Genomic DNA, 23,867 nt, shown 5'->3' on the forward strand with positions numbered 1-23,867 from the left:
AATAAAAAATTGAAAGAAATCTTTCTGAGAAGCTGAAAAAAAACCGGTTTTCGGTGAGTGATTGGTTTTGCTAGTTGGACGAATAAGTCAGCCAGTTGGTTGGTCGGTTTTGATGTAAAAAGTGGTCTTTAAATGCTGTTTTGGGCCATTTTTGACGAGGTGCTGATTTTTTTTAGACATCTAATCAGCCGATATTTACCGTATACATTTAAGTGATTCTCCCACGGTAAGGGATAAGATGAGGAGATGAATTTTGAGAAGTTGAGTGTAGATGAAGATAGAGTAGACGGGTAGGAGCGGGGACGAATCACTTGAATTAACTAGAAGATTATGAACAGATCAGGAAACAACTTAAGGCTGACAGGTATTTTAATCACAATGATGCTCTTGCCTTTAGTAGGTTGGAGTCAGCAATCTGTGGGCATCAATACAAGTACTCCAAATCCGAATGCTGTTCTCCATCTTGTTTCGCCAAATAATAATCAGGGGTTTCAAATTCCGGCATTAACCTCCTCTCAACGATTGGCAATGTCGTTATCCACAGCCGATGAAGGATTGATGGTGTATGATAGAGAGGAAGGCGCCTTTTACTATTGGCACAACAATACCTGGGCCTCGCTCAATCAGGCAGTTGTAGACAATGATCCAGAAAATGAATTACAAACTCTTTCTCTGGAAGGAGGTAGTCTCACCATTTCCGATGGAAACAGTATAGATGTGTCGAACTGGGATTTGAACGCATCCGACGATTTTGATGGCAACTACAGCAGTTTGGTTGGCACTCCATCGATCCCTACTAAAACAAGTGATCTGACCAACGACGCAGGCTTTATCACCAACGCCAACGACGCAGATGCCAGTGCAACAAACGAGATTCAAGACTTACAGTACAGCGCAAACCAGCTAAGCCTGACCAACGATCCTGATAACACGATCGTTGACTTTAGCACATGGGATCAAAACGCATCCGATGATTTTGACGGCAATTATGGTAGTTTGGTGGGTGCTCCGGACTTTACGGGTTGGGATACCAATGCTGCAGATGATTTTGATGGTGCCTATAGCAGCTTGACGGGTGCTCCGACGATCCCTACAAAAACCAGTGATCTGGCCAACGATTCAGGCTTTATCACAAGCGCCAACGACGCAGATGCCAATTCAACGAACGAAATTCAAGACTTGCAATACAGCGCAAGCCAGCTGAGCTTGACCAACGATCCCGATAACACGATCGTAGATTTTACCTCTTGGGATCAGAACGCATCCGATGATTTTGATGGCAATTATAGCAGTTTGGTGGGTGCTCCGGACTTTACGGGTTGGGATACGAATGCTGCAGACGATTTTGATGGTGCCTATAGCAGCCTCACAGGTGCTCCATCGATCCCTACTAAAACGAGTGATCTAACCAATGACGCTGGCTTTATTACTAGCGCCAACGACGCAGATGCCAATTCAACGAACGAAATTCAAGACTTGCAATACAGCGCAAGCCAACTAAGCCTGACCAACGATCCAGATAACACGATCGTGGATTTTAGCGCTTGGGATCAAAACGCATCCGATGACTTTGATGGTGCCTATAGCAGCCTGACAGGTGCTCCGACCATCCCTACTAAAACGAGTGATCTGACCAACGACACAGGCTTTATCACTAGCGCCAACGACGCAGATGCCAATCCAACGAACGAAATTCAAGACTTGCAATACAACGCAAGCCAGCTGAGCCTGACTAACGATCCCGATAACACAATCGTGGATTTCAGTGCCTGGGATCAAAACGCATCTGACGATTTTGACGGTAATTATAGCAGTTTGGTAGGCACACCGTCGATTCCTACTAAAACAAGTGATCTGGCCAACGATTCAGGTTTTATCACTAGCGCCAACGACGCAGATGCCAGTGCAACAAACGAGATTCAGGACTTACAATACAGTGCAAGCCAACTGAGCCTGACCAACGATCCCGATAACACGATCGTGGATTTCAGCGCTTGGGATCAAAACGCATCCGATGACTTTGATGGCAACTACAGTAGCCTGACGGGTGCTCCAACGATCCCTACTAAAACAAGTGATCTTACCAATGACGCAGGTTTTATCACCAGCGCTAACGACGCAGATGCCAGCACAACAAACGAGATTCAGGACTTGCAATACAGTGCAAGCCAGTTGAGCCTGACCAACGATCCTGATAACACGATCGTAGATTTCAGTTCTTGGGATCAAAACGCATCCGATGATTTTGATGGCAATTATGGTAGTTTGCTGGGTGCTCCTGACTTTACCGGGTGGGATACGAATGCTGCAGACGATTTTGATGGTGCCTACAGTAGCCTGACGGGTGCTCCAACGATTCCTACAAAAACAAGTGACCTGACTAACGACGCAGGCTTTATCACTAGCGCCAACGACGCAGATGCTAGCGCTACGAACGAGATTCAAGATTTACAATACAGCGCAAACCAGCTGAGCCTGACTAACGATCCAGATAACACGATCGTGGATTTTAGCGCATGGGATCAAAACGCATCCGATGACTTTGATGGCAACTACAGCAGTTTGGTAGGTACACCGTCGATCCCTACTAAAACCAGTGATCTAACCAATGACGCTGGTTTTATCACCAGCGCTAACGACGCAGATGCCAGTGCAACGAACGAGATTCAGGACTTGCAATACAGTGCAAGCCAGCTGAGCCTGACCAACGATCCCGATAACACGATCGTTGACTTTAGCTCTTGGGATCAAAACGCATCCGACGATTTTGATGGCAATTATGGCAGTTTGGTGGGTGCTCCGGACTTTACGGGTTGGGATACCAATGCTGCAGACGATTTTGATGGTGCCTATAGCAGTCTCACAGGTGCTCCAACCATCCCTACTAAAACGAGTGATCTGACCAACGACGCAGGCTTTATTACTAGCGCCAACGACGCAGATGCTAGCGCTACCAACGAAATTCAAGACTTGCAATACAGCGCAAGCCAGCTGAGCCTGACCAACGATCCCGACAATACGATCGTAGATTTTAGCGCTTGGGACCAGAACGCATCCGATGATTTTGATGGCAATTATAGCAGTTTGGTGGGTGCTCCCGACTTTACGGGTTGGGATACCAATGCTGCAGACGATTTTGATGGAGCCTATAGCAGCCTGACGGGTGCTCCAACGATCCCTACTAAAACAAGTGATCTAACCAATGACGCAGGTTTTATCACCAGCGCTAACGACGCAGATGCCAGCACAACAAACGAGATTCAGGACTTACAATACAGTGCAAGCCAGCTGAGCCTGACCAACGATCCCGATAACACGATCGTGGATTTCAGCGCTTGGGATCAAAACGCATCCGATGATTTTGACGGCAACTACAGCAGCTTGGTAGGCACACCGTCGATTCCTACTAAAACAAGTGATCTGGCGAACGACGCAGGTTTTATCACCAGCGCCAACGACGCAGATGCCAGTGCAACAAACGAAATTCAAGACTTGCAATACAGCGCAAGCCAGCTGAGCCTGACCAACGATCCCGATAACACAATCGTAGATTTCAGCTCTTGGGATCAAAACGCATCCGATGATTTTGACGGCAACTACAGCAGCTTGGTAGGCACACCGTCGATTCCTACAAAAACAAGTGATCTAACTAACGACACAGGTTTTATCACCAGCGCCAACGACGCAGATGCCAGTGCAACAAACGAGATTCAAGATTTACAATACAGTGCAAGCCAGCTGAGCCTGACCAACGATCCCGATAACACGATCGTAGATTTCAGCTCTTGGGATCAAAACGCATCCGATGATTTTGACGGCAACTACAGCAGCTTGGTGGGTGCTCCAACGATCCCTACTAAAACGAGTGATCTAACCAATGACGCTGGCTTTATCACAAGCGTCAACGACGCAGATGCTAGTGCTACCAACGAGATTCAAGATTTACAATACAGCGCAAGCCAGCTGAGCCTGACCAACGATCCCGACAATACGATCGTAGATTTTAGCGCTTGGGACCAGAACGCATCCGATGACTTTGATGGCAATTATAGCAGTTTGGTGGGTGCTCCGGACTTTACGGGTTGGGATACCAATGCTGCAGACGATTTTGATGGTGCCTATAGCAGCCTGACGGGTGCTCCAACATTGGGTAGTTTGGCAGCAAAAAATACCGTAGCTACGGCTGATGTAGATAACCTGGCCATTACCCCAGGTAAGATGGCAGATGTCGTTACCGCCAATACTTATAATATTGTGCTGGGCGGCTCCATTACTTACAACAGTAAAGGGCAAATTACTTCTACAGGTACTTCAGATCAGCGCCTCAAAAAGGATACTGTACGTATCGGAAATGCCCTCAGCCGACTCAGACAGGTGAAGGGGTATACCTACTACTGGAAGGATGAGTCGCTACCCGGAATTCAATATGGATTTATGGCTCAGCAGTTGGAAACAGCCTTTCCAGACCTGGTGATGACCAATGCAGAAGGCACCAAATCTGTAAATTATACAGGTGTAATCCCTGTTTTGGTAGAAGCACTTAAAGAGCAGGCACAACAGATCGACGACCTTAGAGCTGAGCTGAACGAATCCCGTCAGCTTGCTAATGGGTACGAAGCTAGATTGCAAAAGGTAGAAGCACTCTTAGAAGTGCTTGCCTCACAGTCAGCAGAGATCAAATAAATGAAAATATTCTGGAACGTATGTACACTAATTCTCGCTCAGGTTTCTCTGGCGCAATATGTATTTGTGCCAGAGCAGTCACACCTTGAGGTTAGTAAGGGTGCCACCATTCATTTTTCCGCAGACGCAATTATCTCTGGATCCCTACACAATGAAGGCCTCATAGAGCTAGAGCAACATGCAGATTTTGGCCCAAATACTACTTTAGGAGCACTCAAGCTGGTAGGAGCTTCGGCTCAATCCATCACGGGCTCCAATTTGAATGTTTCAACTTTAGAAATAGACCGCCCCACTACAAGTAGTTTGACCGCATCCCAGGTTACAGTAACCGATGAGCTCAGACTTACACATGGTATACTTCAAGCCGGGTGGGATGGATTGGAGGTTCTGGGCACTATCATAGGTGGAAGCGAAAGTTCATTTGTACAGGGAAAACTGGCCATTACCAACAAGCAAGCTGAATTCCTTCATTATCCTGTAGGGCATGATGGAGTTTACTTGCCACTAAGCCTCGAAAATACAAGTGATTCAAGGCTTCAGGTCGAAGCTAAAACCCCAGAGCAGGTTCTATTACAGCCAAACGAAGAGATGGTAGCTATTTCAGATGTGGCCATTTGGGAAGTACAGCACAGCGGAAATGTTGCATTGAATAGCATGGTGACGCTGGGCTATCCGGATATGGATCCTGCCAGCGTACCTCAGACCAACCCCATCCGATCCAAAGCTTACAGCGCCATTGTTTCTGTGCTGGCCGATAGTGTGTTTGTGCCGCTTAGTGGGCAATCAGAAATGCATGAGGTAATGCCAGGTGGCAATGCACGTCAGAGTGTAGTGTCTGGTAATGCCCTTCGATTAGATAACGCTACCGCAATTCTTGGGGTAGGAGTAGTGCCAGTCATCAGTGGAGCAGAGTTTTATGTGCCCACTGTATTTGTTCCCTCTGGGCAGTATGATGAAAACAAACGATTTAGAGCATTTGCCTCAGCAGTGGAAGTAGAGCGGGTAGCCCTCATGGTTTGGGATCAGCGTAACAATAAGGTCTTTTCAGAGGAGGTAATGGACACTCCATTGGAAGAAACAGGGTGGGACGGTCTGGTGCAAGGCGGTGAAGCTGCCCAGGGAGTATATTACTACAGCGTGAAGCTGGAAACTAAAGATCAGGGAGTATTCGAACAGTCTGGTACCGTAATGTTGATGCGATGAAAAAGCTACTACTTGCGATATCGATCATTTGGAGCTTCGCAGCTCAGGGGCAGAATACTCAGTTTTCACAATTCTTCGCCACCTCGGCTTATCTAAACCCTGCATTTGTAGGCCTACAGTCAAGTACGCGGATGGACCTCAACTACAAATCTGGAGTGAATGGAAATGGCCATGCTTTGCAGGAGCTTACGCATGCCTCTTTCATACATCCTATTCAGAAAGTCACTTCCTTTGCGTCACGATCAGCAGGAGTGGGGCTAACATTTGTACAGGAAAAAAGCGGCTATGAGGGCATTTACCAAACCACTAATGTGTTGCTATCTTCTTCCTACGTACTCAACCTCGACTATCAGGGTACTAAATTCCTGTCTTTTGGAGTACAGGGTGGAGTCATTCAAAACAAACTGGACCTATCTGAGCTGAAATACGGCTCGCAGTTCAATCCCTACTATGGATACGACGACTCATTACCGGCTGAGCTGATCGCTGAAGGGTCTAAATTTGCACCTACTTTCAATGTAGGAGCAGTATTACAGACTACCGACCATAAAAACCCACTTTTGAGCCAAAACTCTCTGCTACTAGGGCTAAGTGTACATAGCATCAATCGCCCCGCGGATGGCTTCAATAGCAACACCAATCGCCCCATGCAATTCAAAGGCATCGTGTCGGCTCGTAAAAAGGTGTCTCAGCTGTTTTTTCTGCACCCATCAGGGTATGTTCAGTACCTCCAGGGCAGTGTGCAGATCAACTCCGGCCTATACCTCTCCAGATATGTGGGGAGAAACCTGACCACCATCATTCAGCTCGGGACCTGGTACAGATTCAACGACTCATTTATTTTCCTCTCAGGTGTAAAGCATAAGCAATGGAAAGCTGGCATCAGCATAGACCTCAATGCCAATACATTAACGAATAGCGAGATCATACCCGAAGACAGCCGCACAACATACGAGGTGTCTTTTAGTTATAGCTTTCAGTTCAAAAATGTGATGGTAGACGTGTCAAATCCCTTGTTTTGAGAAAAACGCTAACGACCATATGGCTCCTTGCCAGTGCGTATTTGCCTGTAGCGGCACAAAGCCTTACGCAAATACAAGACCTGGCAGCTCAATATTATTCCTCAGAGAAATACAAAGAGGCTGTAGAGTATTACGAGTTTTTGCACGAGGCAAAACCCGATGATCGGGCCATTCAGCTAAAACTGGCCCTCAGTCTGCACCATAGCCTACAGTATGAGCGCTCAGAAAAAGAGCTACTCAAGTTGCTCAATGCAGGTTACCTAAATGAGGAGGCGCTTTATCACTATGGGTGGTTGCTCAAAGTAGCTGGAGCTTATCATGAAGCCGACTCAGTATTTGGCCTGATGCTCTCTCAAAAAGGCCTGAACGAAGACCTGCGAAAACTTGGGTTGTTTCAGCAAGAGGGATGTCAGTTGGGTATCCGCTTTTCACAAAATAGAAGTGAATATACGCTTACTCCGTTTGATGCGGTCAACTCCTCCAGTCATGACTTTGGCCTGGCCTACGATGGGGATGCTCTCTATGCACTCGCCAGCTCCCGGAAAACACGCAAAAAACAGTTCTACGACCCTACATACGGTGGTGTGTTGCCAGATATATATGCCTTTAAGACCAGCGACCAGATGCTTAGCTCAGATAAGCAATCTTTTGATCACCTCAATACCGAGTGGGCTGAAGGCACTGGTAGCTTTTCAGCAGATGGCCAGTTTTTTTACTACTCATCGTGTTTGGACAATCAGCCCTGCGAAATACTCCAGATAGAGCGATCAGCCGCAGGTGAGTGGGGAGAGCCTATCAAGCTGGGTGCCCAGGTCAACAAGCCCGGCTATGACAACAAGCAGCCAGCAATCTCATATACAGGAGATACACTTTTTTTTGTATCCAATAGACCCGGAGGTGAAGGCGGACAAGACATTTGGATGAGCTTTCAGATTAGAAAAGGTGAGTGGTCTCCAGCCATCAACATGGGGGCTACGGTAAATACAATGGCTGATGAAATGAGCCCATACTATTCTTCCACTTTCGGGGGGTTGCTATTTGCCTCCAATGGACACGTGGGCTATGGTGGTTTTGACATTTACCTGGCCAAAGGGACTACATTCTTTGCGGCTGATGTATACAACGTGGGTCCACCTTTCAATAGCTCTTTTGATGACAATTACTTTTACATCCGAGCAAACCAGGGGTTTGTCACTACCAACCGATCCCAAAACCAGTTTGATATCTACCGATTTGATTACGGTAGCGAGATGCGGCTACTCAAGTCATTCATGGAGGAGCGGGCACTGGTAGACCTGGTGCTCAAGCGGCCGGCCTCTGTAGACCTGTTTTCATTCCGACTGGAAGAGTACGAAGACTACCATCTGCTGCATCCCATAGAAGGTGTGAAAGGCTCGCAGACAGTTAGAGATTCATCAACGAGCTTCGGATTCAAAATGGTAACTGGATCGGCACCTGCACAGTCCGTCATTAGGCTTACCCTGTCAGATACCTCAGAGGTGATCACTAAGGCTTCAGATGAGGGCAGGTTTGAGCTTAGACTCCTGCCAGATACACTTCGCACTCCCACACTCACCGCAGCAGGCCAACCTGTAATGGCACGTGTCTCACCCATGGGTTTTGATGGCATAAAGTACGATTTTGAGCGCATCTACTTTGATTTTGATTCCAAAGTCCTTCGCAATGAGTCTATGGAAACCCTCAACGATCTGGTGCGCTACTTTGATCCAGAAAACGTGGTGATGGTAGACGTTTATACCCATACAGACCATTTTGGCAACAATGCCTACAACTACGAGCTGAGTGAAAACCGGGGACTGGCTATCATTGATTACCTGCACAACAGAGGACTCAGTTATGAGCAGCTGCGTATCTACCCCAACGGGGAAAAAGACTTGCTATCCAGTCATGATTCCTGGTACAGCCGGCTATTTAACCGCCGCGCTGAAATTGTCATCTATACCCGTGAGCCGGTGGTTTTTGCCCACCCAGAGGTGTTCATAGTTCGTCAGGATTTGTCTATAGACAAAGCCTCAGACTTGCTGCAAATCCCCGCAGAAAATCTGCGTGAGTGGAACAACCTGGAAGCAGGAGTCACCATGCTCAAAGAAGGACACGTACTGCGCGTGTTTGACCCTCAGCACCTTTCGCCAAACTACAATTACATGATCCCTGAAGATGCGGTAGGCAAAGAGCTCATTTCATACCGCGTGCGCCCAGGCGATACCATAGCGTCTATCGCCAGAAGATTCGGAGTGATCGAGGAGCTGCTCATCGAGGTAAATCACCTGCCCGGTAAAGTCATGCCCGGCCAGGAGTTGGTGATTTACAAGCATTAGGCACTCATTGCCTCAAACGGTTGACTGATCGTGTTACTCCAGCAGACCATCGAGTTGGAGACCAAATAGGGAGTATTTCACTGCATCTTTACATCAGGTTTTTCATAGTGAAGTTTGCTTGCCTCGTAGATTGGTTTGGTTAGGTGAAAAAATACAGAGGTAAGCACTAAAGCCCCGGGAATTTCCCGGGGCTTTCTTTGTATAAAACTTCTCCCTCATTTTGGTTGATCTAATACTTGATAAAACGCATGTTTCTAGATCCCTCGCGGCTTTTAATTTTTAGTACATACGTACCCTTAGGCAGGGTGGCCACGTCCATGCTGTAGGAGCCAGCAGATACATTGATAGTTTGTTCAAGAGCAGTTTTACCCAGCAAGTCTACCACCGTTACTTCATAGGTGCCATTTGCCAGGTTAGCCAATGATACCAACCCATGGGTTGGGTTGGGGGAGAGGCTGACCTGCTCCAGCCCCATGTTGGACTGAGGATTATCAGCCTCAAAGTGGCTCAGGTCATTTCGTGAGCTGCCATTGTACGGGTAGTAGTAGAAATAGTCTACGTGCATCCAGCTGTCACCCTGATACCACCCTCCAGCATAGTGGTATTTATTGCTGAGTATCCAGTATACCTGCGAGCGGCATTTGTAGTGGATTTTCGAAGTAGTGTTTTCATAGCCTGACGTGTAGATTTTGGTCCCTTTTTTGGTCCAGGTACCATTGGTAAGCTCCCATAGCTGAAAATAGTCCGGGTGATATTCCAGTCCCAAAGTGGTCCAGCTTCCAAAATTTGTGTCTCGCGTGTAAAGTAGAGGTCTTCCTGAGACTGGCTCCGTTACATTGTTGAGGCGTGGTATGAGTTGAGTATGCCAAAATGAAGGCCACTGTTCGATGTATTCCATAAAATCAATCTCCACCCAGTCTGAAGGCAAAGGGTTTAGCTGACGCGCATCGCTCCCCATGTTCCACGGACTCGCCCAGATGGACGGGTGCCATGCAGTGGAGTGGTCTTCAGGAAAACCGCCCAATAGTCTAAATTTTGTAATGTAAAACCCATAATGCGTCGGGTTGAGAGAGGATAGCCCTCCACCTTTGTCGGTAGCTCCTGAGCCCTTTAGACTTACATAGCTGTTATTGACTATATATACGTAGTTGCTGCCTTCTCCTATGCCATTCGTACCATCGTCTTTTCGGTAGGTCCATTTACTCCAGTTCAATGAGTTAAAATCGTCAGACACACTCCAGTCCACCGAAGCATTGTACAAGCCTGCTACAGCACTGGGCGGCGCCTGCTGAGCCAGTACTAGGGGGCCTGCCGCCAGTAGTAGTATCAGACAGGCGAGTTTTGCTAAGTAAGGTTGTTGGTTTTTCATCATTGGTTTTAGTTTATAGTTTAGATAAATGTATGCTCGTACTTTAAGCCGCTATCGCCAAAAGGGATCTGCCTGAGTAGTCAGTATTAGGTAGATGTCACCAGCAACATACTGTTCGGACAAAATGCCTTTGGTAGCAGGACTAATGACTCAATCTAGTGTGTTGTATCCCTTTGACTTGAAGGGTTTTAGCTAAAAAATTGCGGAAACGTTCTCGGTATCGTTTTTATTTAACGGAAACGTTTTCCATACGTTGGCATCATCTCAGTACTCCGCAAATGTATGGTTATGGTTTACCTGCCTGGATACACCTCTCAACGAGCATGAAAGGGCGTGTGTCGAGTAACTGATCGAGAGCATGTAAGATCATGCATCTTTACATCAGGTTTTTCATAGTGAAGTTCGCTTGCCTCGTAGATTGGTTTGGTTAGGTGAAAAAATACAGAGGCAAGCAAAAAAGCCCCGGGAATTTCCCGGGGCTTTTTTTGGGATACATAACCGTCAAATCAACGTTCTTGCAGCTTGATAACCGCGATAAAAGCTCGGATTGGAATGTTTGAATAGCTTCATCACCTTGTCCATACGACGTACCAGTTGTTTGCCTTCAGCAAATAAGTCTTCCAGACTCTTCGTGGCTCGGGTGGAGGCTATGCGAAACTCACGCGGCTTGCCTCGCAATTCCAAAAACTTGTCCATTGAGCTTTTTACTTCATCTAACAGTTCGCTGCTCATGCCATAGTCAGTCATGTCTGGCAGATGATGCGCTATCAGCGACAGCATGCTTTTCGTTTTTAACTCAAAATCTTCATTGGGTAGCCTGAAATAATCGGATTTCGACTGGTCGGCTTGTTCTTTCAGCTCTTCCTTACCAGTGTCTTCGGCATATGCTTCCAAAACATCATCCAGAATATCCATTTTGATAGCTACATTTCGCTTTATTTTCTGAACGGTAGCTCCCAAGTACACCTGTGATCTCAGTTGATCTGTGTGTGCTGAGCTGATATCCGAAAGTAATTCAGATAGGGCTGTTTTGTAGGTAACAATCACGGGAATAGAGCTCCAAATAGCGGCGTTTTGATCCAGATAAGCCTGAGTTGTTCTAAACATTTCCACCTCATCTATTTGTGTGTCAGTCATAGGGTTAGGTTTAAAATTGATTTATGGAAATGAAAATAAGTTTACATGCCGTTATTTCAAAATATTATTAACTAAAAAATGTCTAACACCTAATTCCGCTTATTGAAATCACATCCAATAGCATGTAGAGCAGATTTAGTACAACCATTTAAACCGTAAAGCCAATGAAGGATTAATCAATCTACAGTAAAACTAAAGCAGGACTTAATCCTAGCCTGTATACTTCATCTGGGATTACAGTCATCCAGGTAAAGTACAATTAGGATTATCACTTATCATTGTAAACTATTATTAGCATTAAGCAAAAACCTGTCAAGTAATTTTAGGACGGGTCCATGCAATTATTTCAGAGGACATTGCAGCACCCTATGAAGGTATTGGAGCCACCTAAATAGACTTTGCAAGCCTACAGGTGTTCTTTGCAGGCGCTGTAGAGGTCTTTGCAATGACTCCAGCGGTTTTTGCAGTGTCCAGAGCGGTTTTTGCAGCCTTTGGTGCAGTCTTTGCAATCCTTTCAGAACCCCTTGCAACCACAGAAGACCTCCTTGCAGCTTTTAGTATACGCTAGTTTTCCTTCATTAGCTTCCGATCAAATGTCTACCACCTATTTTACCTTTGTGATAAAAAATGGCAGTACCAAAGCGCAGCGAGATTAGACCGGGCACGTTCGTGTCCATTGTGGAAAAACACAACCAACGCACAGGAGAGCGCACCGAAGGATATGTGGAGCGCCTGCTGACCCGGTCAGCTACACATCCGCATGGCATAAAAGTGCGCCTGGAGACAGGGGAGGTAGGTCGCGTACAGGAGGTGCTGGAGGAGGACTAGATATCCTGCTTAGGAGTCAGACAATCAGCTATTTAGCAAGGATAATCTTTCACTAAATGTGCAAAAGAGGTCGTTGGTCGTGAAATGCACCCCAATCGTCGAGATGAGGCTACACATGAACGTGCCGCATAGCATCTTTGTATCAGGTTTTTTCATAGTGAAGTTCGCTTATCTCTTAGATTGGTTAGGTTAGGTGAAAAAAACAAGAGGTAAGCAAAAATGCCCCCGGTTTCCGGGGGCATTTTATTTATAGGCATCCTATAGCTTTTTCTACTTATTCTTTTGGGCTGGTTACAGGGAATCCACGGTCGCGCATCAATGCCTCAATTCTAGCATCTCTTCCTCTAAACAGACGGTAAGCTTCTGCCGGATCTATAGCATTTCTTGGCGCAAAGAGGTACTTTACCAGCTTGTCAGCCAACTCTTTGTCATAATACCCGCCAGGAGCTTCCTGAAAGGCCTCAGCAGCATCTGAAGTAAGTACATCCGCCCACATGTAACCATAGTAGGCCGTAGCATAGCCCTCACCACTAAACACATGCCCGAAGTGGGTAGATCGGTGACGCATCACCAGTTCGTCAGGCATACCCAGCTCTTTTAGCGTTTCGCGCTCAAAGCTATCAGGCTCTATTTGCTCAGGATCTGTGGTGTGGTAGTACATATCCATCAGTGCAGATGCCAGGTATTCAGTAGTAGCAAATCCCTGATTAAAGGTGCTAGCCTTTTTGATTTTGGCTATGAGCTCTGCCGGCATAGGTTCGCCGGTTTCGTAGTGCACCAGGTAGTTCTCTATCACGGGGTCTGTAGCCAGCCAGCGCTCTAGCAGCTGCGACTGAAACTCAGTATAGTCACGCACGCCACTGTTGAGCGTAGGGTATTTTACATCGGAAGCCAAAAAGTGCAGTGCATGACCAAACTCATGAAAAAACGTCTCTGCATCGTCCCATGAAACCAGTACAGGCTCCCCGGGAGCAGGTTTGATGAAGTTGGAGTTGTTGGAGGCGAGCACTACTTGCTCCCCTTCAAAAGATGTATAGCTTCTGTAGGTAGTAGCCCAGGCTCCGGAGCGCTTACCCTGCCGCGCAAAAGGGTCCAGGTACCACAGTCCAATCAGGTCGCCAGAGGTTTTGTCGGTCACTTCCCATACGTTTACATCTTCGTGAAATACCGGAACTTTACCTTCTTCCACAGGGGCAAAAGCGAAGTTGAATAGCTCGCCAGCCACGAAAAACATGGCTTCTCGTAGCTTGTCCAGCTGTAGGTATTGTTTCACTTCATCAGAGTCAAGGTCGTACTTGGCTTTGCGTACTTTTTCGGCATAGTAGCGGTAGTCCCATGGCTCTATCGTGATGTTATCACCGTTAGCATCAGCTATGGCTTGCATGTCTGCTACTTCCTCTTTCACGCGCGCTATGGCTGCTGGCCACACGGCTTCCATCATGTTCATGGCATTTTCTGGGGTTTTGGCCATACGGTTTTGTAGCCTCCATTGGGCATAATTGTCATATCCGAGTAGCTCCACACGTTCGTCCCGCAGCTTCAATATCTCTACTATGTTCTGATTGTTGTCGTATTCATCCCCATTGTCACCTCTGGAGTAGTAGTTTTTCCATACTTGCTCACGCAGCGAACGCTCATCGGAGTAGGTGAGGAAAGGATCCATAGAAGAGCGGGTGTTGGTCACAGCATACATGCCCGGTTTGTCACGATCTTCTGCGGCTTTGGCAGCAGCTTTCACATACGATTCGGGTAGGCCGCTTAACTGGTCTTCTGTGAGGTATACCACGTAGTTTTCCTCGTCGGCCAGCACATTATTAGAAAAGCTGGTGTAGAGTACGGACAGTTCTTTGTTGATAGCAGCATAGCGCTCTTTTGCTGCGGCATCCAGATTGGCACCGCTCATAGTAAACTGGGTGTAGATCAAATCTACTACGCGCTGCTGGTCATCTGGTAGGGGAGTTTCCATAGATGCTTCATATACTGCTTTTATCCGCTCAAACAGCTCTTCATTTTGCGTGATTTTGGAAGAGTAATCCGAGATTTTTGGCGCCATTTCGCTTTGGATTTCCCGAAACTCGGGTGTGGATTTGTTGCTGCTCCAGATGCCGTAGTAGGTAAACACCCTGTCCAGCTTCTTACCTGCTTTTTCCATTTCTACAATGGTATTTTCGAAGGTAGGTGCTTCGCTGTTGCTGGCGATATTCTCTATTTCAGCCAGGTGATTGGTCATACCAGTTTCTAAGGCTTCTTTGAGGTCAGAAAGTTGCATTTGATCAAAAGCGGGTAGTCCGCCGTAGGGTCCTGTCCACTCCTGTAGTAATAAATTGTCGGTAGTGCTGCTGGTTGTTTCTTTTTCAGACGAAGGGTTGCAGCCGGCAAGCCATACTGCTGCCAATAGGAAGTAGGCTGCTTTTGGGGTGATGTGTTGCATAAGAATAGGTTTAATGGGTTCTAAGTGGAGAAAATTACAAGGGATGATTGCCATTCAAAACGGAAATCGTATGAGTGGCGACATGACAGGATGAGAATGGTCATTCGTCTACTGACATGATGCCTTCATCTACCTTGAGGATGCCTTCCTGCTGTAGGGCTGAGATGACCAGTTCTGTCATTTCACTTTTAAAAGCAAACTCACTGCGAATGTCCATCACATAGGCTTTGAGTCTCATTTTATAAAACGAACGTCCTGCCATTACCTGGTTGAAAAACAAGACTGAAATGGGCTTGTTGAGATAAATGTGTTTGGAAACAAGGGCTGCTTCTGTGGCCAGCTCACGTACACGCACCGTATCAATGGTAATGGGGAGGTAAATCTCTGCCACCACCTGGCAGTTGGCTTCACCGGTATTGGAGTTGGATACAGATCCATTCATGATCACACTGTTTGGGATAGACACCAAAGAGTCATCAGGCGTTATAATGCGCGTCGATCTTAGACCTATTTCGGTGACTTCTCCATAGTGGCTTCCTACTTCTATTTTGTCCCCTACCTGAAATGGTCGGTCAAAGAGTATCATGATGCCCCCAAAGATGTTTTTGAGGATGTCTTGCGATGCAAAACCAACAGCTACGCCTACAGAGGCCGATAGCGCCAGTACAGTAGAGATGGGCGGTTGGAAAATCCCTGCTATAATGATGAAAATAATCGTGACCCACCCCAGAATACGGATGACAGGCACCAGGCCTTTTAGCGCAATCCGGTATTGGGTTGTGCGCTCAGCCAGTAGTTGGATGGCTTTGGAGACAATCCGAATACTCAGGTATCCACCAGCAAGAAATGCCAGCGCCCAGAGCACTTTTGGTGCTGAAAAGATTTCAGACAGGTCTGGCCCTTGTTCAGACAGGTCTTCATTTTCAGGTGATTGCCCATAGGAAGTGATGGCTCCGATAAAGCCCCAAAGAATAAACGAAAGGCGTAATATGCGAGACATTAGTGAATGAGGTTTTTAGATTTTAATAAGCTGATGATGCTGCGATACACCAATGGATTGACCAGGAAGTGTTCGTTCTTTTGAATTAAAATGCCGTCTTCAAGCATCATGGATAATTTAAAGAACGCATGCTGCTTGCCGCTGCGGTGCACCAGCTCGAATTGTTCTAGCGTGAGGCCATCATGCAAGATCAGCAAGTGAAGTGCCATGATTTTATCCAGTGAGAGCAGTTGCAAAAAGTTGAGGTTAGGTTTTTTGAACTCACTGATGATGATTTCATTTTTATCGATCTTCTTCGTAGACAACAGCCAGAAAGTCAGTGCCATACTGATGTTGCTTTCTGAGAAGTCAATCAGGCTGGCAAAAAACCGTTTTTTCAAAAATGCCTGCTGATCCACTACAGAGAGTTTGGTGAATTTTTTAGCGGAAGCCGTAGTGCTGTCTGCTTCAAAGTGAATTTTGTACCCACTGATCCGGTTGCGTTTTTCTACAATGGCACTGAGCTCTTCTTCGGACGGTTTTTGCAATGGGATGTGATAACTAAATACATCCTGAATGTGAATGGTTTTGGTAAAGTATTCCCAGGCGTATATCGTGCAGGTAGTCACCCAAAACACGTTTTTGCTGGTTTTACTAATTAAGGCCAGTAATTCAGACAGTGTGTTGAAGCCTCCAATTCTACGCAAATAGAGGTTTTGTAGGTCTTCCATAATAATGACACGTCGAGTACCTTCATTTAGGGCTTGAGCGATCTCACCCAGATCATCTGTATCCACATCTATCAGTGTGTGAAAAAACTCGATCAACTGTTGAGTGGCATTGATACTGGTCATGCATTTTAGCCGGGCCACAGGGTAGTTAAAAGGCGAGTTGGCACTGGTGAAATTTACCATTGACGTCAGTCCACTCCATTTTTCACCAGTAAGGGCTGCTGAGCTCATGCGGCCTACGTTCCAGGCGTCGTATGCTTTGGTGAGCTGGGCATACTCTTGCTGCCTACCCACAAATAGTTCCATGTCTGCCACAGGCTCTATCCGGTAGAGGTTTCGATAGATTACCGGAAGTGCATTGATGATTTCTTGTGATTCTGATAAGAAGTCTGATATTTCCCTCGATGGGGTCTCTTTCTTTGCAGTAATCAAAAAACGCTCACGGGTATGCCCCAGCCAGTCGATGGTGTTTTGATAAGAACGTGTGAGCACACTTTTAGCTTGTACCATTCGCTGCCTTGCACCTTCCACAAGTTGCTGGCGATAGGCTTTGGTTTGCTGTACAGCTTTGGCTTTTAGAATGCGCATCCGCATGGTGCGTACATTCTCATTGTTGGTTAGGTTTTGAATGGCCTCAGCATAGGTTTTTACGGCTTCACCTATTTGTGTGCTCACTTCATTGCGGAGCTCGTTGAGCCCACTTTGTACTTCCTCGATGCGCTGCTGGCATCTGTCCAAACTTTCAGTTACTATTTCATAGGTCCCGCTGAGGTCCTTGGGGTCTTCCTCGGCGTGCTTGATGGCAGATGAAATGCCAAAGCTAATGATGTGATTGAGGTCGCCAGTGAGCGTGATGTAGCTGTTGAGCTTGTCCAGCGTAAAGGACCGGACATGCTCCAGTTTGGTGTTGAGCGTGGGTAATATTTCGAAAGCAATCAGCTCATGCAAGGAAATAGTAGCTATCTCCGAATCGGGGAGTGGTGACAGGTAGTCAATCGCATTTTTTGCAATTTTTCTTTCCGTGATCATCCGATCAAGTGCCTTGGTAAGGTCATTTTGCAACCTTGCGAGTGAATTGAGCATGCTTTTGCCAGTAAGCAACTCCATTAGTTTGGGCATCAGCTGCTCATCCAATTGCTTTTGTGCCTGATAGTTGATTTTCTTGAGCTTTGAGAGTAGCTCTTCATCTTCTGGTTTTACCTCTTTTCGGGTGCTGTTGATAAAGTCCGATACTGCATGTAGTTGAACAAATACACTATCATCCAGCTGTTTTTTTAGACTGCTGTCAAAAGTTTCCAGGTCACGCTCTGCAAATGCCACAAGCGTTTCCACTTCCATATCAGAGCGCCACTCCTCAAACAACACATCAAAAGTATTGCTCCAGTGTCGGTCTTGTGTTTCCCATTGTTGGAGGGTGCTTTGGAGTCTTTTTTCGATGATTCCCTCTTCGTAGGGGCTTCCTTTTTGTTCCCAGGTATCGGCCTTTTCGCAGGCTTCCAGAAAAGCACGCCACAAGTCCTCAAACAAAGCCTCCAGAGCCTCTTTTAGTTCTTTTTGGTTTTGATGGAGCCGGTCATCGAGTGTTCCGAGAAAGCCGTCCGGAACCGGACTGGAAGTGATCGAACATTCCATCAAAAGTTGGTAAGCTTGTGAAAGAGTTGGCAGATAGGTGGTTCTGATCCCTATCAGATTGAGGGTGAGTTCGCGCTCAAAGTACAGTTTGGAGATCCTTCGTAGGGGGACGCAGTGTGACCAGTATCGCCTTGGATGCTTTTGTCTACGGAATACATTGGCTGCCCGCCTTGGAGTATCGGTGATTTTGAACGAAATCCTCTTCGTGAGTTTGAGCAAGCGTGTGGAGGGCGGATCGTCCGAAAGACCTTTAAATCGATCGGCAGCTTGCTCTACTTTTAGGCTGACGGGTAGGTTGTAGATACGATTGCCGAGTGCATCAGTAAATTCTGGTGCGAAATCTGCAAACTCGCTTGAGGTGGTAATTTCTTCCGCATCATTGAGTAATTCCAGGCTCGTGGCTTTTTGATGAGAAAGCGCCTGGGTGTTATCACTGGTAGCTTCCAGGTTAGCCCGAAGCGATGAAGCAAGAGAGGCGAGCAATTCACGTTCACGGTGGATTTCTCGCTCGAATGCCTGATATAAAGGGCCTGATATCAGTTGTTTGATGTCGGGTTTTAAGTCGGAAAAAATGTCGTACATAGTTAAGTTAGCCTTACGAGGCAGTCAAAATACGCAGAATCCCTGCAATAGTTTTATCTATGAATATAAATGATTTCCGTTTTTACGTTGTTATCTTAGTGCAACCATAAAAAGCGCAACCCGAAAAATGAAACGATTACTCCTTGTAGTATTTGTGTGCAGTATGGTAGTCAGCTGCGCCCCAGAAGAAGACAATACTCGAAGCTCATCCTATTTGCTTCACAGAGCCAATTACAACCCGGTAAAAGGTGAGATAGTTGTCACGGAGCTGGCTCCAGGAAAATTACAGTTTCACATCCAGTTGGAAAATACATCTGAGGGGTACGTACATCCGGCACATTTACACTTTGGAGACATCAGTGAAGTAGGAGAGCTTGCATTTAGACTTGAGCCCGTGGATGGAGCTACCGGGGAAAGCCTTACAGTACTGGACCAACAATCGCTTCCGGACGGTAGCCTACTTACCTATGATTCCTTTCTGGATATGGACGGTAGCATCAAAATCCACATGAATGACGGCTACTTCAAGCACATGGTGCTCGCCTTTGGCAATGTAGGCCAAAACGAAGATTACCTCTTCGATGGAGTAGCTGTTTGTACCGGGCACTAATTCACTCTTTTCTTATTTTTTGCATATACCTTTTGGGTAACTAATCGGTGTTATTTAATATTGAATAATTCTAATATTTATTTTCATTTTAACCTACTACTAGTTCACTATGACTAAAATGTTTACGTCAACACTGCTGGTGTGTATATTGGTGCTAAACCACACCTTTGGCCAGCAAACAAATCAACCGAAACCATTTCCTAACTTTGAAATTCAACATCATGTCAACCCTAGGGGTCGCATAGCGGAACCAGAACCACAGAACCTCGGAGATGCTCCAGATTGGACCTCATTCGATGTTTTTGGAGGCACTGCAGGCAATGATGTCAGTAGTATTGCCAGAGACAAAGACGGAAATGTCTATGCCTTTGGTAGCTACTTCGGTGAAATCACCTTTGGTGATCAGACCATCACTACTTCCGGTTATGGCACTTACCTGGTTAAGCTGAGTAGCACCGGGTCCATTGTATGGCTCAAGGATGCGCTATATGCGAATGGTGATAAAGATTATTATGCCAAACATGAAATGCTACTGGATGCAGCAGGGAATGTTTATTTGGTAGGAGAGCTCAATACTGGTACCATTAGCTTTGGAAGTCTTTCGGCCACCAAGCAAGGAAATCGTGACATGTTCTTAGCCAAAGTTAGCCAGGATGGTAATTTTGAGTCCTTAAAGGCTTTGGGCTATGAATACCTGGCTTCTGTTTTTAATGATGCCTGTTTGGTTGGTGATCACCTCTATATTGCCGCGAATGACTTATTGATCAAAACGAATCTAGCGGGTGAAAAAATCTGGAGCCAGGAATTGGCATATAGCGTAGAGTCAGTTGTGGCCACAGATACCTCTGTTTTTGTATCAGGTAGCTTTACAGGAGAGCAGATGCAAATAGGTGATACTACGGTAAATGGTAAAATTTATGAACCTGTAGCCTTTATACAAGGATTGGAAGTGGATGGCCATCACAAATGGGTAGTGTCCGCAGAGCATTCTGTAGAGGAAGGCACCAGCTTTACAGAGGATTTGTGGATCGACGAAAGTGGAGACTTGTTTTTGGCATTTAATTTCTACGACAACATCACCTGGGGCAACTTGGTCTCTTCCTCATCATGGGCGTATAGATATGGAGTGGTGAGGTTTGATGCCAATGGTGGAGAAAATCTGATTTTTACTTCTCCTTTTGACAGGTCGTCAATTCTTTATGCCAGTACCGAAGGTGACGAATCGATCATAGCATACGAAGGCTATGGAGAAACTTATTTACAGCGACTAGATGCTCAGGGAGCATCTATATCTAACACTGGTATGGGGCATGCTTACGATCTGTTTGTAAGTTCAGGGTCAAATTATTTAGTAGCGAGTGCTTTTATGAATTCTCAAATCCGAAAACTGGATAAAGAACTAAATGAAAGCTGGATGATTGAAACTAGCTCCTCTGCTGGGACAATGCAAATACGAGGCGTGGAAGTAGATGCTGATGGGCATGTATATGTTTTGGGATTCAATTCGGGTGTAGGCGCATTTTACGACGAGGACTTCAATGGTAGAGGTGGGTTTATTGCCAAGTTGGATGAAAACCAGGATATCGTATGGTCTCATTTTATCCCAGATGCGAGCTCTAGTTCTGTAGGTGCCTCTCAGCTCTACCTTCACGAAAGTGGGGAAGTAGCTTTTGTTGTAGGTTATGATAAAGGCTTCAGTTATGGCGAGATCACTGAACGATCAGCAGATGGTTCATTGGTAGGTGTATGTGGCATTAATGGTCAGATAAAAAGGCTCAAAGCCTATGATAATTTTGATATAGCTGCTGTGACGTTAGATACCTCTGGAGACATGGTGGTTTCAGGTACGTTAAATAGAGAAACAGTAATAAATGGAGTGACTTATACTCCTTTCAATTCAGATGCACTGATCATAAAGCTAAGTGATACGGGTGAACAAAAGTGGTTGAAATTTTTTGAAGGAAATGGCACGGAATATTTGGCTTTTCATAGTCACCCTGCTGGCTCCAATGATATTTACTTCGCTGGGGAATTTCAATCACGAAATATCGTGATCGGTTCGGACTCTACTTTAAATCTGAGTGAAGAAGATGGTGATGTTTTGCTTGCAAAATTTTTACCAACTGGAGCACTAGACTGGGTAAAAGTGTATGGAGGAGGTCCGGCACGTCAGTCTACCTGGCCTATGAGTATTGCTGTGGACCTAGACGGAAATAGTCACTTGTCCATTTGGCATGGGAAGGAAGCGAAATTTGGAGATGTTGTACTCGATGTGGAATCAGAAAACGCCAGCTACAGTAAAGCGGTTGGTAAATTCGATGACTCAGGTGAGCTTGTTTGGATCAAAGGCATTCAGGAGCAGGGGTTGTTTGGGTTTAATTACGGTGAAATAGCATTAGATACAGCAGGAGGTGTTTATGTAGCAGCTTCCTATCGGGATTCCATTGATTTTGGTGGTGGGGTGAAACTCTACAGTGACCGGTCATACGATCTCTACTTTGCTAAGTATACCGCCAGCGGTGATTTGGATTGGGTTAAATCAGTGGTTGGTCAAGCGAGTATGACTAATGGAATTGGAGTGATTTCCCCTGATAACCTGTACGTAAGTGGAATTTTTAATGGCTCTATTGCTACTACTGATGCAACAGCTCATTCCACAAGTAGTAATACCTTTTTGGCAAGGATAGGAGTAGATCCTGAACCAGTAGTGGAGGAGCCAGATCCGGTATTAACGGCTAGCACTGTGGATGCCTCCATCTATCCCAATCCCGCCGCATCTTTTATGCGCATCACACTTCCAGAAGCGCATGGAATATCCGCTCATGTGTCCATCATAGATCTTCAGGGTAAAAGCACTGGGAGTTATCAGCTCACAGATGTTCGTGAAGAAGTAATCGACGTGTCCAACTTACCAAAGGGACTCTATATCGTGAAGATAGAAACACCCCAAGGAAGCTTTACACAGAAGCTGCTGAAGTAGCGGATTTTACAAAGAATCGTGGGAAAAGAAGAAGGCCTGGGGATACCCGGGCCTTTTTTGCTCGTGATCAAACGAGGGTGTGTGGTTGTATAATGACGGTGAAAAAGAGTCCCTCGTACGCGACGAGGGACCACAACCAGCTATGAATTAGACCATTGGTCATCATTCGAGCGTAAAACTATGTTGCTACACGTGATGAGGTCTTTTTACTCGTTCAATAAACGTTTTTAGTCGTTGGCTGGGGTAGAAACTTCCGTGATCATTTCTAGCGAATGTGCCTGTGGCTTGTCGTTAAACAGTGGTTTGGTTTTGGCCCAGGTATTTGCAAATAGCTGTGAGTTGCGGTAGCGGTCCAGATCTGCCTGAGATTTCCACTTACTCACGGTGTAGTAGACGTTGCTGTGGTGGTGGTCGCGGTGGAGCGAAAGATACTCACACCCGGCTGAAGCTCGGATCCTGGATTTACTCTCAGAGAATACTGCTTCAAAGGTGGCGGTGTGCTCGGGAGCAAAGGACATTCTTACGATACGTGTTATCATAATTCAAAATTGATGGAAACCGGAGCGTCCAGGTTTAATCCCAATAGTTCAGAGGCGTTGCCATTGTGTATGCCTATCTGAAGTACACGATTGCTGTTGTAAAGCACAAATACTTCACCAGATTCTACTTCATGGTAAAGCTTATTGAGCTTTCGCACACGCTCTCGCCCAAAACAAATTTCAAATGGCTTATTCCCGTTGATCTTATTGATCGTTTCAAATTCACCCTGATCAATGTTGGTGATGAGGTTGCCATAGTGATCCACCCGTACCACATTGCCTGCAATTTCTCGTTTGGAGGCTTTGAGCTGTCGGGCATAAAGCACCTGCACTCCATCCACTGCTGGTCCCATTTCATGAATGTTTTTACCACTAGCCAGGGCAGCAGCAGCTGGTCCTAGAATGTCCTTAGCCGCAAAGGAACTCTCTACAGGGTTGAGGCTGTTTATATCTACAATGGCTGTAGGGCGTTGGGTACTGAGCAGACTAAACATGCCACTGTCGGCACCTACAAAGTAATGTTCTTCCAGTTTTACGGCGAGATAGCGTGAGGGCTCTTTGCTCGCAAGATCCACACCAATGAGGTGTACAGTGCCGGCAGGAAAGTCCCGGTATACACTTTTGAGTACGTAAGAAGCATGCCCTATATCAGATTGGGAAATGTGGTGACTGATATCTACTACCGTAATACTTGGGTTGGAGCGGAGAATGGCCGCCTTTACCGCTGCTACGTAGTGATCCTCCGTACCGAAATCCGACATAAATGTGACTAGAGCCATACAAGCAACGGAAATATTTTTTT

At 46.1% G+C, this 23,867-nt stretch carries 14 protein-coding genes; 7 read left to right on the forward strand and 7 right to left on the reverse strand.

The genetic code is table 11. From position 1 onward, the window contains the following. Positions 1-330: 330 nt before the first annotated feature. Genes C7460_RS14140 through C7460_RS14155 form a run of 4 tightly spaced genes read left to right on the forward strand, consistent with a single transcriptional unit; the run spans position 331 to position 9,247 of the window. The gene (locus C7460_RS14140) at positions 331-4,683 is read left to right on the forward strand and encodes a tail fiber domain-containing protein (protein WP_115868769.1); all 4,353 of its coding nucleotides are present in this window, start codon (positions 331-333) and stop codon (positions 4,681-4,683) included. Beyond that, positions 4,684-5,886: a hypothetical protein gene (locus C7460_RS14145; RefSeq protein WP_115868770.1), complete on the forward strand. Its 1,203-nt coding sequence runs from the start codon at positions 4,684-4,686 to the stop codon at positions 5,884-5,886. Further along, on the forward strand, positions 5,883-6,908 hold the full coding sequence (locus C7460_RS14150; protein WP_115868771.1) for a PorP/SprF family type IX secretion system membrane protein: 1,026 nt from the start codon (positions 5,883-5,885) through the stop codon (positions 6,906-6,908). The genes C7460_RS14145 and C7460_RS14150 overlap by 4 nt, the downstream gene beginning before the upstream one ends. Beyond that, positions 6,905-9,247 (forward strand): OmpA family protein, encoded by a 2,343-nt coding sequence (locus C7460_RS14155; protein WP_115868772.1) that lies wholly within the window; start codon positions 6,905-6,907, stop codon positions 9,245-9,247. The genes C7460_RS14150 and C7460_RS14155 overlap by 4 nt, the downstream gene beginning before the upstream one ends. A gap of 229 nt (positions 9,248-9,476) precedes the next feature. Here C7460_RS14155 and C7460_RS14160 read toward each other — a convergent pair whose 3' ends face one another. Then, complete coding sequence (locus C7460_RS14160) at positions 9,477-10,619, reverse strand: T9SS type A sorting domain-containing protein (protein ID WP_115868773.1); 1,143 nt, start codon at positions 10,617-10,619, stop codon at positions 9,477-9,479. Positions 10,620-11,117: 498 nt separating this feature from the next. Beyond that, a complete protein-coding gene (locus tag C7460_RS14165; protein WP_115868774.1) occupies positions 11,118-11,753 on the reverse strand; it encodes a hypothetical protein in 636 nt (211 codons plus the stop codon). A gap of 627 nt (positions 11,754-12,380) precedes the next feature. Between C7460_RS14165 and C7460_RS14170 the strand changes: the two genes are divergently transcribed. Continuing rightward, on the forward strand, positions 12,381-12,581 hold the full coding sequence (locus tag C7460_RS14170; protein WP_115868775.1) for a YwbE family protein: 201 nt from the start codon (positions 12,381-12,383) through the stop codon (positions 12,579-12,581). 274 nt (positions 12,582-12,855) lie between these two features. Here C7460_RS14170 and C7460_RS14175 read toward each other — a convergent pair whose 3' ends face one another. From C7460_RS14175 to C7460_RS14185, 3 genes are all read right to left on the reverse strand, one after another. Beyond that, positions 12,856-15,012 (reverse strand): M3 family metallopeptidase, encoded by a 2,157-nt coding sequence (locus C7460_RS14175; protein ID WP_115868776.1) that lies wholly within the window; start codon positions 15,010-15,012, stop codon positions 12,856-12,858. Between the two features lie 100 nt (positions 15,013-15,112). Then, the gene (locus C7460_RS14180) at positions 15,113-16,012 is read right to left on the reverse strand and encodes a mechanosensitive ion channel family protein (protein ID WP_115868777.1); all 900 of its coding nucleotides are present in this window, start codon (positions 16,010-16,012) and stop codon (positions 15,113-15,115) included. After that, complete coding sequence (locus C7460_RS14185) at positions 16,012-18,936, reverse strand: ATP-binding protein (RefSeq protein WP_115868778.1); 2,925 nt, start codon at positions 18,934-18,936, stop codon at positions 16,012-16,014. The genes C7460_RS14180 and C7460_RS14185 overlap by 1 nt, the downstream gene beginning before the upstream one ends. A 127-nt stretch (positions 18,937-19,063) precedes the next feature. On the opposite strand from C7460_RS14185, the gene C7460_RS14190 reads away from it, so the two are divergent. Both C7460_RS14190 and C7460_RS14195 read left to right on the forward strand, forming a co-directional pair. Further along, on the forward strand, positions 19,064-19,546 hold the full coding sequence (locus C7460_RS14190; RefSeq protein WP_147302960.1) for a hypothetical protein: 483 nt from the start codon (positions 19,064-19,066) through the stop codon (positions 19,544-19,546). Between the two features lie 109 nt (positions 19,547-19,655). Beyond that, complete coding sequence (locus tag C7460_RS14195; protein WP_115868780.1) at positions 19,656-22,526, forward strand: T9SS type A sorting domain-containing protein; 2,871 nt, start codon at positions 19,656-19,658, stop codon at positions 22,524-22,526. 227 nt (positions 22,527-22,753) lie between these two features. Here the strand turns inward: C7460_RS14195 and C7460_RS14200 are convergent, their stop codons facing one another. Both C7460_RS14200 and C7460_RS14205 read right to left on the reverse strand, forming a co-directional pair. Next, the gene (locus C7460_RS14200; RefSeq protein ID WP_115868781.1) at positions 22,754-23,065 is read right to left on the reverse strand and encodes a putative quinol monooxygenase; all 312 of its coding nucleotides are present in this window, start codon (positions 23,063-23,065) and stop codon (positions 22,754-22,756) included. Further along, positions 23,062-23,844, reverse strand: a complete 783-nt coding sequence (locus C7460_RS14205) for an SAM hydrolase/SAM-dependent halogenase family protein (protein WP_115868782.1) — start codon at positions 23,842-23,844, stop codon at positions 23,062-23,064. Before C7460_RS14205 ends, C7460_RS14200 begins: the two co-directional genes overlap by 4 nt. Positions 23,845-23,867: the final 23 nt, after the last annotated feature.

The sequence above is a fragment of the Marinoscillum furvescens DSM 4134 genome (assembly GCF_003386095.1).
GTDB lineage: Bacteria > Bacteroidota > Bacteroidia > Cytophagales > Cyclobacteriaceae > Marinoscillum > Marinoscillum furvescens.